Origin of the sequence: Paenibacillus sp. 19GGS1-52 (assembly GCF_022369515.1) — a bacterium.
Taxonomy (GTDB): domain Bacteria; phylum Bacillota; class Bacilli; order Paenibacillales; family Paenibacillaceae; genus Paenibacillus_AQ.
The window spans coordinates 6,382,739-6,395,804 of the sequence record NZ_CP059724.1 but is presented as its reverse complement, the minus strand read 5'-3'; the positions used below and the strand labels follow the sequence as shown (position 1 = coordinate 6,395,804).

The window sequence follows — 13,066 nt, the reverse complement described above, 5'->3', positions numbered from 1 at the left end:
TCTCCTCAGAATAGCGAAGGGCGGGTTCTTTGCTGCGGATTTTGGAAATAGGCATTATGCGCTCACTTTGTGTGTTCCTATCAGTAGGGTTGCCAGATCAGCTTACTGGCAGCGGCGTAACGCTCGGACACATACGGCCAATTGACGACTTGCCACCAGTCTTTAATATAGTCGGCACGATTGTTCTGATGCTTCAGATAGTAAGCATGTTCCCAGACATCTAGGGCCAATAGGGGAACAACATCCCACTGTGAGAGATTCTGATGCTTCTCTGCTGTAAGTATCTCCAGTCTATGGCTGCGCGGACTCCAGACGAGTATGGCCCAGCCGCCGCCTTCTATGTTTTTTGCCGCTTCACTAAACTGCTGCTTAAAGCTGTCGTAGCTTCCGAAGCTGTGTTCAATGTCCGCAAGCAGCGCTCCGGTTGGACGTCTACCACCCTGCGGAGACATTACATTCCAGAAGATGGTGTGCAAATAATGCCCCGCCCCATTAAAGGCAAGCTCCCGTTCCCAATGTTTAACGAGGTCAAAGTCCCCCTTCTTACGGGCTTCAGCCAGTTTGGTCTCAGCCTTATTGAGTCCATCTACATAGCTTTGATGATGCTTGTCGTGATGTATTCTCATCGTTTTCTCGTCGATATGTGGTTCGAGTGCATTATAAGCATAAGGTAATGGAGGCAAGGTGTGACCACCAATGGGTACGGAAGCTAGCTCCCGAACTTCGGATAACGTGGATGTGTAGGCTGGTAGTTCATCATTCTCTGTGTAAAGACTTGCTAGTCTAGATAGCTGACCGGGAGTAGTGAGTGTTTCGAGAACGGCTAGAAAATACTCTGATTCGCGAATAATATGCAGGATGACAACTCCGGCCAAAGGCTGCGCATTCACGGCAGCACTGCCTTCCATTAAGGCATATAGCTGGCGGACGAACTCACGCGATTGAACACAGGCAATATGCAGCAATTGCTCGGTTTCGGCAATAAGTACTAAGTGCGGCATAGGTGCAGGTGCGAGTGCAGCTTCGAGCAAATTTCTTGCCGCTTGCTCTGTAGCACCAAAGACGACTGCCCATTCATTTAACAGCTTTACATAAGGCTCTTCCAAGTTAGGCACGAGCGCTTTTATAACCTCGGTATGCTCTTTCTCTTGAGTCTTCCAGAATACGATTTCTTCTAGAATACGCAAGGGCAGCAGCGGTCCGTATACATATAGCATTACATGCAAACCTCCCGTCATAAGTCTTCAACAGTCCATTATATGAACGGCTAAGGAAGCTTATGAAGGGTCTGGGAGGTTCTTTATTTTGTTTCTTGGGATTTCGCATAAGCCACATTGCCAAGAAAAGCGGAAACGCGCCGCAAGTACTCGCGTGGATGCTCACGGAATAGCAGCTCATGATGACTGCCTTTTACAATCCAGGAGTCGGAGTACGGGTTGGTCTGGTTTGCTGCAAGCTCTTCAGCAATAGGGTAAGGTGCTTTTTCATCCAAGGTGCCGTGCAGGAATAGAATCGGGAAAGGATAATCCTCCTTCTTCACTTTAGAATAAGGAATCTGATTCAAGCCCGTGCCGTTCAGCACTGGGAAGAGCAACTCCATAATCTCTAGGGAAGGCTGACGGGGCAGGTTAATATTATGCTTAATATTGTGATAGAGCGTATCAGGCTCCAGCAAAAAGGTACTGTCCAGAATCATGGCATCGACGTCTTTTGTCACCAGTCCTGCCTGCAATGCGGTGCCCGCACCCATGGAGAAACCCCAGACCACAATCTGCCTTGCTCCGCGTTCCTTAGCGAATTGAATGGCGCCAAGCAGTTGCTTGGATTCTTTTTTGCCACCGGTTGCGATATCCTTATTGGTCTGGGAGGCAAAGCCGTAATCAAACATTACGACATTGAAGTTCAGGCTGTGCGCATAGTGAGCGAGATCGTACATCGGTACCCATGTTTCCTCGCGATTAGCGCCGTAGCCATGGCTGAAGACGATCGTTTTGGTAGCTCCTTTGACTGGAATGTACCATCCCTGCAAGGTCCGGCTGCCGTCAATTGCCGGAAAGGTCACATTCTCATAGGGTAGACCCTTGGCCATTGAAGGATTGGAATATAGTGGGGCGACAGTCGGATTAGACAGGACCCAGGCGATATAGGCATGCAGGGCGATGAAGCAGAATACAAAAAAGAAAAATACGGATAACAGCAGAGCTACGATAATATGCTTAATGCGGATCGTCCGCAGTGAGAGCTGGGTCGGTGGTATCGGCAGGCCGGACTTTTGCTCTTTGGGTTGGCGGGAGACCGGTGTACTGGTGTGGGATGGTGCGAGATCCATAAGGTCCCCTCCTAAAAGTTTAGTTATTGAGCATAGGCTAAGTAATTCATATATTTAATCGTATGTTTATACCCTTACAAAGTCAATGAATTAGGTCCTTTTGTAATCTAAATGTAAACTGCCACCCATTCCTTTCCACTCTGTGAATCTGCTGGACTTTGCGTAGACTTTTGCACTAAGATAGAACTAATTATAAATAATATTGTAACCGTGTTTCATTTGGTGAAACAAAGGGGAGGAATTACTGTGGAGGACCGCAAACTGACAGTACGCGCGGTAGACCGTGCGCTTGATATATTGCTTTGCTTTACGCGGACTAGTGATTTGGGGTTAACGGAGATTTCTTCACAGATTGGCTTACATAAGAGTACTGTACATCGTCTGCTGACTACTTTGGAGGAGAAGGGTTTTCTTATCCGCAATGCAGCAACGGAGAAATATCGGCTAGGCATCCGCATCTGGGAGTTGTCAATGCACCTGCCTGCCTTTGACGAGTCAGCTGCTTTGCTGCTGCCGGCTATGGAACGATTGCGCGACCGCCTGGGAGAGACGGTTAGTCTTTATTTACGTGATGGCATTGAGCGTGTACGCATTCAGGCCGTGCAGAGCCAGCAGGCGATTCGGCGGGTAGCACAGATCGGTGCGCGCCTGCCATTGTCCGTTGGTGCTTCAAGCAAGGTTCTGGCCGCGTATGCTCCACCGGAAGTGCTGGTCGAACTGCTGGAAGGACCAGGCTGGCCGAGTTCCATCGAACGAGAAGTGTATAGAACACAGTTGAAAGAGATTATCCACCAGGGTTATGCGACCAGCTTTGAGGAACGTGAACCTGGTGCGGCAGCGGTGGCCGTTCCCGTTACCGGACGCAGCGGAAATGTAGTGGCAGCCTTATCCCTTTCGGGTCCAGTCAGCAGGCTTTCCCAGGAGACGCTGGTCGAGTACGCAGCAGTTCTGAACGAAGCCGCCAGTGAAATGGGCATGATGATTCCGTAGTTGTAGCTCAAACGATCCTGTGATAGATGGGGTCGTTTTCTTTTTTCTAAAGAGAAGAAGTTATAAGTTTCACGCCATAAATTATCCTTCTCTTTCTCGCTGAAACGGCTTAAGGGAAGATTTCTACGAAAATAACGGCTGACTTCCGATGGATTGGGTAATTCATATATGAGGGGGCTTATTCTATGAGGAGATCCATGTATCGAATTTGGCTTAGCGTGATCCTTTTTGCTCTGGTGGCCGGAACGGTTCGAGGCGTTACAGCACCAGTAACTTCAGCAGCGAGTGCAAAAGGGTTTTATCATACAGAAGGGAACCGCATCCTGGATGCTGGAGGGACTCAGGCGATTTTTAATGGGATTAATTGGTTTGGTTTTGAGACCGCGAATTACGCCCCGCACGGCCTGTGGAGTCGCTCCATGAATGACATGCTCGATCAGGTCAAGCAGCAAGGGTATAACCTTATTCGGTTGCCTTTCAGTAATGAAATGTTTAACAGCACCTCGGTAGTAAATGGAGTGGATTACAGCAAAAATCCAGATCTCAAAGGCTTGAAGCCCATTGAGATCATGGACAAGCTGGTCACGAAGGCCGGAGCGCGTGGTATACAGATTATTTTGGATCGGCATCGTCCGGATTCTGGCGCACAGTCAGAGCTCTGGTATACTGCTGCTTATTCGGAGGAGCGCTGGATTAAGGACTGGACGATGCTTGCCAAGCGCTACAAAGGCAACTCGACTGTCATTGGTGCAGATCTGCATAATGAGCCGCATGGCCAGGCGAGCTGGGGCACAGGGGATACCCGCACGGATTGGCGACTTGCTGCCCAGCGGGCAGGCAATGCGATTGGTGCTGTTAACAGTAAGTGGCTAATATTGGTTGAAGGAGTAGAGAAGAATGTAAAGGGGCAGACGAGCTCCAGTTGGTGGGGCGGCAACCTGAAGGGTGTCGCGGCGTATCCGGTTAAGCTTAAGATAGACGGACGTGTTGTGTATTCGCCTCATGATTATGGACCTGGCGTGTCGGATCAGTCCTGGTTCCATGCGGCCAATTTCCCGACTAATCTGAGCGCAGTTTGGGATGCCAACTGGGGGTATATTCATAAGCAAGGAATTGCTCCGGTGCTTATCGGTGAGTTCGGTGGGCGGGCAGTTGATACCGTTTCCCTAGAAGGAAAGTGGCAGAATGCCTTAGTACGGTATATTGCCAACAATAAGCTATATTGGACCTACTGGACGCTGAATCCGAATAGTGGAGATACCGGTGGTCTGCTGCAGGATGACTGGACAACGTGGAACGCGGCTAAACAGAAAATGCTGACTCCTATAATGAATAAGTCTATATCAGCTGGCGGGAAGGTGAGTAATCCTGTACTTTCGGTGAATGTGCCTATGTCAACTGCCCGGGTGAGTTCAGCTCCAATACAGCAGCCAACGGCAACTCCTGCTGCAGATCAGCAGAAGATATCACTGCCGAGAGCCAGCAGTAGAGATATCACAGGGTTGAAGGTCTCACTTCTTTATCAAGGCAGTGAGCTTGGGGCAGATGCCAAATCTATTCACGCCAATATGGAGCTGCTTAACGAAGGTTCTGCTTCACTGTCTCTTAGTGATATCGTGCTGCGTTATTGGTATACGGCGGAGGGGATAAAGGAACAGTCCTTTTATGTGGATTATGCCAAGCTTGGGAATGCCAACATTACCGGAAGATTTATTGCGCTTGCTGCTCCGCGAAACGGAGCGGATGTATACGTAGAGATTGGGTTTCCTTCAACTGCGGGCAAGCTGCTTCCCGGTGAGACAACGGGTGAGATGAAGCTGCGTTTTAACAAAAATGACTGGAGTCCCTATAATAGAGCGAATGATTATTCCTTTGATGCCCAACATGATTCTTATCTGCCTTGGGACCGGATCACGGCTTATTATAAAGGCAGCTTGATCTATGGAATTGAGCCCTAACTTAAAAGGAATTATAGATCTCTTCATACTTGAGCTTTGCTAGTCTCCGGAGGCTTGTTTGATTTAACGGCATTTCATGCTGTTAAATCTTTGGATTCATGCTTAAATTACAAAATAACTACATTTTATGCCGTTATTTTTCTCTGAATGCCGGAATTCAGCTTTCTAGAACCAAAATAGAGGCAGAAATTCATGTTAATTAGCTTCTAAGAGGTATTTTGATCATATTAACAGCAGAAATTCATGTTAAATGATCAACTTCAGTTCGCTCCTTATAGTACGGAGTTCGTCACAGGTCGCTCTACGGATCAAAAACGAAAACGAGCCAGTCTCCAATAATCTGGAGATTGGCTCGTTTGTTAAGTTTTGTACTTAATGCGAAAGTTACTCTACGGGCAGAGCAGTCTCTGTAGCTGTGGCATCCGCCAGCATCTGACGAAGTACAGTCTGCAGAATACCACCGTTGCGGTAGTAATCAATATCAACAGTGCTGTCGAGTCGGGCGATGGCTGGGAAGTCGAACTTCGTACCATCTTCGCGGGTAGCGGTGACGGTAAGCTCCTGTCCTGGTAACACATAGTTATCCAGTCCGGTAATATCAAACGTCTCGCGTCCAGTCAGTCCCAGGCTGGTCCAGCCGTGGCCTTCCTGGAATTGCAACGGAAGTACACCCATACCGACCAGATTGCTGCGGTGAATCCGCTCGAAGCTCTCAGCTATAACGGCTTTGACACCAAGCAGGAGCGTGCCTTTAGCGGCCCAGTCACGTGAGCTGCCAGTACCGTATTCTTTACCAGCGATAACAATTAGATTCTGTCCAGCAGACTGATACAGCATGGAAGCGTCATAGATTGACATGACTTCTTCACTTGGCAGGAAGGTCGTTACGCCACCTTCTGTACCTGGAGCAACGGCGTTGCGAATACGGATATTGGCAAATGTACCGCGCATCATTACTTCATGATTACCACGGCGCGAGCCGTAGGAGTTGAAGTCTGCACGCTCAACACCATGTCCGCGCAGATATTCGCCTGCCGGACCGGATGAGGTGATATTACCGGCTGGTGAGATATGGTCTGTCGTCACAGAATCGCCCAAGAGTGCCAGTACGCGTGCGTTCGTAATATTCTGAATATCGTCAAGACCGTCTTCTAGGTGCTCGAAGAAAGGTGGATTCTGGATGTACGTGGAGTTGTCATCCCATTCATATAATTCGCCTTCCGGCACAGGAATAGCATTCCAGCGTTCGTTAGCGGTGAATACATGTTCATATTTACGGCGGAACATCTCAGGACTCAGAGAGCGGCCAATGGCTTCATGAATCTCAAGCGAAGTAGGCCAAATGTCTTTCAGGAAGACAGGTTCTCCCTGTGGATCATATCCGAGAGGTTCAGTCTGCATATCTATATCAACTGTCCCAGCCAGTGCATAAGCGACAACTAGCGGCGGTGAAGCCAGATAGTTCGCTTTTACCTGAGCGTGCACACGACCTTCGAAGTTACGGTTACCGGATATTACAGCAGCGACCGTCATATCATTATCCGTGATGGCCTGACTGACTTCATCCGGCAGTGGGCCGGAGTTGCCGATACAGGTAGCGCAGCCATAACCAGCCAAGTAAAAGCCCAGTGCTTCCAGTGGCTTCAGCAGATCTGCTTTTTGCAGATATTCTGTAACGACCAGCGATCCTGGAGTCAGACTTGTCTTAACATAACCGGGTCTAGTCAGTCCGCGTTCGACAGCTTTCTTAGCCAATATACCGGCTCCAAGCATTACACTAGGATTGGAAGTGTTAGTACAGCTCGTGATGGCAGCAATAACAACTGCGCCAGTGCTGAGCTTGCTGGTGCTGCCGTTCTTATGCTCCACTTCAATAACCTGAGCGATCTTCTCATCGTTAAGACCATAGCCGCCCTTGTCTACCGGTGTACGGATAATGCCTTCAAAGTTCTCTTTCATGTGCGTAAGTTCAATTCGGTCTTGGGGACGCTTCGGTCCAGCCAAACTCGGAACAACAGACGCCAGATCAAGCTCGATGACATCGCTGAAATGCGGGTCCGGAGTATCTGAAGTACGGAACATGTTTTGTGCTTTGTAATAGGTTTCTACCAGCGCCACCAATTCATCCGGACGTCCAGTGCTGCGGAGGTAATTCAGCGTTTCGTCATCCACAGGGAAGAAACCGATAGTAGCTCCGTATTCCGGGGCCATGTTGGCAACGGTAGCACGGTCAGCCAGACTGATGTTGGACAGGCCGGGGCCATAGAATTCGACAAATTTGCCGACGACGCCTTTTTTACGAAGAATTTGCGTTACGGTCAGTGCCAGATCGGTTGCCGTAGCGCCTTCAATCAGGCTGCCTGTCAGCTTGAAGCCCACCACATCTGGTGTGACAAAATACAACGGCTGACCCAGCATGCCTGCTTCTGCTTCAATACCGCCCACGCCCCAGCCCACAACACCAAGACCGTTGATCATCGTGGTGTGGGAATCTGTTCCCACAAGGGAATCGGGATAGACTACAGTTTCGCCGTCAGTAGTCTTGGTAGTCGCTACGGAAGCCAAATACTCCAGATTAACCTGATGCACGATACCTGTAGATGGAGGAACTGCTCGGAAATTGTTAAAGGCAGTCTGCGCCCAGCGTAGGAAGCGGTAGCGCTCCTCATTGCGTTCGAATTCAACATTAATATTGTAATCCAAAGAATCCGCAGTGCCGAAAGCATCAACCATAACCGAGTGGTCAATAACTAGGTCAACAGGTACGAGGGGATTGATCTTCTTGGGATCGCCGCCTGCTTTTTTAACGGTATCGCGCATAGCTGCCAAATCAACTACCACGGGTACTCCGGTGAAATCCTGCAGCACGATCCGGGCCGGGATAAATGGGATTTCTTTATTGCGGTCGATGCCGCCTGACCAGCCAGCCAGTTGTTTCACGTGATCTTCAGTAATCGCCCGTCCGTCGTATTGGCGGACAGCAGCCTCAAGTAATACTTTAATGGAAAATGGTAGGGAAGAAATATCACCCACCCCTTGTTCTTCAAGGGATTGTAGATGGAAATAGCGATAAGTTTTGCCGCCGGATTCCAGGGTGCGGGCCAGCGAAAAATGATCCTTGCTTGGCATATTTGCGCCTCCTTGTTTCATCTGTTGAAACTCAATTTCATATTGCATGTTATTTAAGTATAACGGTTACATTGAGGGTAGTAAAGTTTTTTTTCCTGTTTTGAGACCCATATTTCGCCTGCCCAATTCTATCTGTATAGCTGCAACCTTTCCCTCATATACATAGGATAGCAGCCAAACAGGGGGAAGAAGGGGCGGTAAGAATAATGGAGCAACAATGGAAGCAAAGTTTATATGTCTATGTAGATCAATTAAACAGGGGACGGGTGGAACCTAAGTCTGAGCCGCGTCGTTCTGCTGTCAAAGATCCGCGCTTTTTGCTGGAACAAGGGGAACGCTCACGCCGCCTTGCTGAATGGTATAAGGAGCGAGGTATCACTCCGCTGCGCGGGGAGACGGGAGTAAGAACGCTGCGAACTGTTCGGCAGACTCCGTCCGAGGTAGTAGCCGAGGTGGCACTGCACAGCGCACTTTATTATGAAAAAGGCGGCCTGAACCACCGTGAGGATACCATTGAGACGGAGCGGCTGACGTTTGTACGGGACGGCGATGGCTGGGAGATTGCTGCTGTAGAGCGCAGCATACCTGAAAGGAGCTCTATGCCGCGGGCTCAGGTTGAGCCGTCAGGGAGATTCTCCAAATGGGGTGAGGTTGTACCGGCTCCGCAGCCCTCACAGCCTTTGCTGAATCAGAATATATTCGGCGGGATTGCTGGTTCTAGGGAAGTTCGTTACCGTCGCGAGGAGGCGGCTGCATATGCCGACCGCTGGTGGAAAGACGGCAATCCCGAGTTCGAAACTTTTGACGTAGACTGTACTAATTATGTCTCCCAATGTCTCTTTGCAGGGGAAGCACCTATCAACTATACTGGTAAAAGAGAAACGGGCTGGTGGTACAAAGGCTTCAATGGTGCACAGGAATGGTGGAGCTTCAGTTGGGCAGTTTCAGACAGTCTGCAGCGCTATTTGAGCGGGAGCCGCAGCCATGGATTGCGCGCTGAAGTCATGGAACGCCCGGAGCAACTGATGCTCGGTGATGTCATCCAATATGATTGGGATGGCAATGGCCTCTATCAGCACAGCACAATCGTTACGGCTTTTGATGCTGGCGGCATGCCGCTGGTAAATGCACGTACGGTTAGCAGCCGTCACCGCTTCTGGGATTATCGGGATTCCTACGCGTGGACCGACAGAACGGTATACCGTTTTTTTCATATTAACGACTATTTATAATAGAGGAAGAGGTTAAGGATATGGGGAACACAAAATTGACCGTAGGACTGGTATACGGAGGCAAATCCGGAGAGCACGAAGTATCGCTGCAGACGGCATTTGCAGTCATGAACGCTTTTGACTACGCTAAATACGAAATTGTACCTTTTTATATTTCCAAGCAAGGACTGTGGAAAGTTGGGGGGATATTAGGAGCCCCTTTCAGCGGAATTGAGTTGCTTAAGCTTGCCGACGCTTCTGAGGATATGAGTTCTGCTCTGAACGCGGTGTTTAGTGGACTGTCCGGTGGAGAGCAGACAATAGATGTGATGTTCCCGCTGCTGCACGGTACGTACGGCGAAGATGGAACAATTCAAGGCCTGTTCGAAATGGCGAATATTCCGTATATCGGGGCAGGCGTTCTTGCCTCGTCGGCAGGAATGGATAAGGTTGTGATGAAGAAGCTGTTCGCAGAAGCCGGTCTGGATCAATGCGAGTACTGTTATTTTAATGTAAGCGCCTGGAAACGTAAGAGTCACGAGCTTATTGTCGATGTAGAGGATAAGCTGGGATATCCGGTATTCGTGAAGCCTGCCAATCTGGGCTCAAGTGTAGGCATCTCCAAAGCTAATGACAAGGAAAGTCTGATCAAGGCTGTCGATTTCGCTTTTCGTTATGATACCAAGGTAATTATTGAAGAATTCGTGGATGCCCGTGAGGTGGAGGTCAGTGTGCTTGGCAATGATGAACCTGAGGCCTCCGTTCCGGGTGAAATCGTCTCTTCCGGAGAATATTATGATTATGCTGCAAAATATACGGATGGCAAATCGCAAATGCTGATTCCGGCACCTGTAGATTCCGAGGTTGCTGACCATTTGCGTGATGCGGCGATAGCGGCTTTCCGGGCGATTGAGGGTAGCGGAATTACACGGGCGGACTTCTTCCTGCGCAAGTCTGACGGCAAGATTCTGATTAACGAAGTCAATACGATGCCAGGCTTCACTCCATACAGTATGTATCCACTGTTGTGGCGTGAGACTGGTTTATCCTATAGCGCTCTGCTGGACCGTATGATTGAGCTGGCACTGGAGCGATATGATTACAGACAAAGCTTGAAGTACGATAACGAATAGTTTGTAATGGGCCAAGAAAGGAGAGATGAAAGATGGGTTTTCAAATGGAATTCAATTCGATCTGTAAGTTTAAGAATGAGCAGGAGTTGTACGAGCTGTTGGAGTATGGACGCACCAAAATGGTGAAGCAAGGTTTCCGTGTGTATCCGACCGGGGAGAAGGTAATTGCTTATACCCCTGAGAATGTTGCCGTCGCCATTGTTAAGATATCGGCTTCGATCGCCGAAATCAATTTCCAGGGACATGAGGTTACCGCTGTAGAGATGGATCTGGTGCGTAAGCTGAATGAAGAAGAATCCAGAGTGCAGACTGCATTGGCTTATGAGATGTTTTTTGGGGAACAGAGATGATTGTGCGGTTCGGTTATGTGGCAATGTCCACTGTTATCAAGGATTGCTCTCCATCCAAGACGATGACAATGGCCACTTTCAAGAAGCTGGACGACCGCGAAGCTGCGCTGCGTCGTCTGGAGAACATCGCCCGCATGAACCTGCATAATACGCTGCGTCTATTAAAGCACAATGTTGCTTCTGAGATTAAGGTTTACCGTCTCACCTCCAAGCTGATTCCGCTCGCGACGCACCCTGATTTGCAGGATTGGAATCCTTTTGCGGCGCTGGTTGAGGAGTTTGCCGAAGTGGGACAATATATCAAGAAACATGGGCTGCGGGTATCCTTTCATCCCGATCATTTTACAGTCCTTAGTACACCCCTTAGTACACCCCGTCCCGAGGTGCTGGATAGCTCTATTCGGGATTTATGGCACCATACAGATATGCTGAACGCCATGGGACTAAAGGCAACCGTTAAGAATAATATTCATATTGGCGGTGCTTATGGGGACAAGCCTGTGGCAGCGGCGCGGTTTCAGGAGCATTTTGCTGATCTGCCCGCAGAGCTGCAGGAACGTATTACGCTGGAGAATGATGACAAGACATTTAATGCAGTGGAGACGCTGGCTGTAAGCCGGAATCTCGGCCTGCCGATGGTGCTGGATATTCACCACCAATGGGTGAACAATGAAGGGGAGCTTCCGTGGGAGCTCTGGCCCGACATTCAACGAACATGGAAGTCTCCACTAGCGCTGAAGGATGTTCAAGCGGGAGAGTTTTTGCCGCCTAAAATTCACGTTTCAAGTCCTCGCAGCCCATCTGAGCCACGGAGTCATGCGGATGGAGTAGAGCCTGCGCCCTTGCTCGCTTTTCTGAAGCGTATTGCGGCTGACACTCCTGCGGTTGATGCGATGCTCGAAGCGAAGTCGAAAGACGGAGCCTTGTTCGAATTAATGGAGGCGCTGAAAGAGCTGGCGCAAGCGGGCAACGGAATTACTCTATTAGATGGAGCTAGCGTTAATATTGAACCTTAAACTAGGATAATATGAGGTTATCTTCAAAACACGGGGTTAGTCTTTACTTGATAAGTAACCAGAAATAGGGTACGTTGAATGAAACTGAGGAGTGAGTAGAGCTTAGGCTCTATGAAACTTTTATAAGGAGTTAAGGAAATGGGAGAATTGCTCACGGGCAAAAATATTGTTGTTATGGGCGTGGCGAATGACCGCAGTATCGCTTGGGCAATTGCCAAAAGCTTGTCTGAACAAGGAGCACGCCTTGCATTTACATATGAGAACGAACGAGTAGAAAGCCGGGTGCGTAAGCTGGCAGAGACTCTCCCAGATTCGGTAATCCTGCCCTGCGATGTAACAGTGGATGCTGATATTGACAATCTTGCTGTAGAGCTGAAGGAGCATTTCGGCGTACTTCACGGTATTGTTCATAGTATTGCATATGCGAAGAGCGAAGATCTGGAAGGGCGTTTTGCCGATACCTCTCGTGCTGGCTTTGCACTGGCGAACGATATCAGTGCATATTCACTGGTTGCTGTAGCACAGCGTCTGCATACTCTAATGACAGAGGGTGGATCAGTCCTTACGATGACTTATATGGGATCGCAGCGTGTGTTGCGTAATTACAACGTGATGGGTGTAGCTAAGGCGGCACTGGAAGCCTCAGTCCGCTATTTGGCAAGTGATCTTGGACCTGACAATATTCGTGTGAATGCAATATCAGCAGGGCCAATTCGTACATTGTCGGCAAAAGGAATTAGTGATTTCAACACTATTCTCCGTATTGTAGAGGAAAAGGCACCGCTGCGGCGGGGAACGGATACGGCGGAAGTTGGAGATACGGCGATGTTTATGATGAGTCATCTGTCACGCGGGATTACTGGAGAAGTGATTTATGTCGATGGAGGTTACCACATCATCGGCGGTTAACGTTCATGCTGTGGAGTCCACTGTGCAAGGAATGGCAGTGA

10 protein-coding genes are annotated in these 13,066 nt (G+C 49.2%); 7 read left to right on the top strand and 3 right to left on the bottom strand.

Translation table 11 applies throughout. The features are described 5' to 3' along the window. Positions 1-80 precede the first annotated feature (80 nt). Positions 81-1,217 carry a Fe-Mn family superoxide dismutase gene (locus H1230_RS29295; RefSeq protein WP_239713279.1) on the bottom strand — a complete coding sequence of 379 codons (1,137 nt, stop codon included), beginning with the start codon at positions 1,215-1,217 and terminating at the stop codon, positions 81-83. Between the two features lie 83 nt (positions 1,218-1,300). Next, on the bottom strand, positions 1,301-2,329 hold the full coding sequence (locus H1230_RS29290) for an alpha/beta hydrolase (RefSeq protein WP_239713278.1): 1,029 nt from the start codon (positions 2,327-2,329) through the stop codon (positions 1,301-1,303). Positions 2,330-2,575: 246 nt separating this feature from the next. Here H1230_RS29290 and H1230_RS29285 point away from each other — a divergent pair, with 246 nt between their 5' ends. Continuing rightward, complete coding sequence (locus H1230_RS29285; RefSeq protein ID WP_239713277.1) at positions 2,576-3,319, top strand: IclR family transcriptional regulator; 744 nt, start codon at positions 2,576-2,578, stop codon at positions 3,317-3,319. 185 nt (positions 3,320-3,504) lie between these two features. Further along, positions 3,505-5,277, top strand: coding sequence for a cellulase family glycosylhydrolase (locus H1230_RS29280; RefSeq protein WP_239713276.1), 1,773 nt, complete (start codon positions 3,505-3,507; stop codon positions 5,275-5,277). A gap of 384 nt (positions 5,278-5,661) precedes the next feature. Here the strand turns inward: H1230_RS29280 and acnA are convergent, their stop codons facing one another. Then, positions 5,662-8,406, bottom strand: coding sequence for an aconitate hydratase AcnA (gene acnA, locus H1230_RS29275; protein WP_239713275.1), 2,745 nt, complete (start codon positions 8,404-8,406; stop codon positions 5,662-5,664). Between the two features lie 206 nt (positions 8,407-8,612). On the opposite strand from acnA, the gene H1230_RS29270 reads away from it, so the two are divergent. The 5 genes from H1230_RS29270 to fabI all read left to right on the top strand — a co-directional run bounded on the left by H1230_RS29270 (position 8,613) and on the right by fabI (position 13,025). Beyond that, a complete protein-coding gene (locus H1230_RS29270) occupies positions 8,613-9,638 on the top strand; it encodes an amidase domain-containing protein (RefSeq protein WP_481857099.1) in 1,026 nt (341 codons plus the stop codon). Between the two features lie 20 nt (positions 9,639-9,658). Continuing rightward, positions 9,659-10,750, top strand: a complete 1,092-nt coding sequence (locus H1230_RS29265) for a D-alanine--D-alanine ligase (RefSeq protein ID WP_239713274.1) — start codon at positions 9,659-9,661, stop codon at positions 10,748-10,750. A gap of 32 nt (positions 10,751-10,782) precedes the next feature. Continuing rightward, the gene (locus H1230_RS29260; protein ID WP_154121061.1) at positions 10,783-11,100 is read left to right on the top strand and encodes a hypothetical protein; all 318 of its coding nucleotides are present in this window, start codon (positions 10,783-10,785) and stop codon (positions 11,098-11,100) included. Continuing rightward, positions 11,097-12,116: a UV DNA damage repair endonuclease UvsE gene (uvsE, locus tag H1230_RS29255; RefSeq protein WP_239713273.1), complete on the top strand. Its 1,020-nt coding sequence runs from the start codon at positions 11,097-11,099 to the stop codon at positions 12,114-12,116. The genes H1230_RS29260 and uvsE overlap by 4 nt, the downstream gene beginning before the upstream one ends. Before the next feature lie 138 nt (positions 12,117-12,254). After that, a complete protein-coding gene (gene fabI / locus H1230_RS29250) occupies positions 12,255-13,025 on the top strand; it encodes an enoyl-ACP reductase FabI (protein WP_239713272.1) in 771 nt (256 codons plus the stop codon). The last annotated feature ends 41 nt before the right edge of the window (positions 13,026-13,066 follow it).

Excerpts from the sequence above, each read along its gene's own strand:
- H1230_RS29280 (WP_239713276.1), top strand. The coding sequence starts at position 3,505 with ATGAGGAGATCCATGTATCGAATTTGGCTTAGCGTGATCCTTTTTGCT.
- H1230_RS29290 (WP_239713278.1), bottom strand. The coding sequence starts at position 2,329 with ATGGATCTCGCACCATCCCACACCAGTACACCGGTCTCCCGCCAACCC.
- H1230_RS29295 (WP_239713279.1), bottom strand. The coding sequence starts at position 1,217 with ATGCTATATGTATACGGACCGCTGCTGCCCTTGCGTATTCTAGAAGAA.
- H1230_RS29265 (WP_239713274.1), top strand. The coding sequence starts at position 9,659 with ATGGGGAACACAAAATTGACCGTAGGACTGGTATACGGAGGCAAATCC.
- uvsE (WP_239713273.1), top strand. The coding sequence starts at position 11,097 with ATGATTGTGCGGTTCGGTTATGTGGCAATGTCCACTGTTATCAAGGAT.
- H1230_RS29270 (WP_481857099.1), top strand. The coding sequence starts at position 8,613 with ATGGAGCAACAATGGAAGCAAAGTTTATATGTCTATGTAGATCAATTA.
- fabI (WP_239713272.1), top strand. The coding sequence starts at position 12,255 with ATGGGAGAATTGCTCACGGGCAAAAATATTGTTGTTATGGGCGTGGCG.
- H1230_RS29260 (WP_154121061.1), top strand. The coding sequence starts at position 10,783 with ATGGGTTTTCAAATGGAATTCAATTCGATCTGTAAGTTTAAGAATGAG.
- acnA (WP_239713275.1), bottom strand. The coding sequence starts at position 8,406 with ATGCCAAGCAAGGATCATTTTTCGCTGGCCCGCACCCTGGAATCCGGC.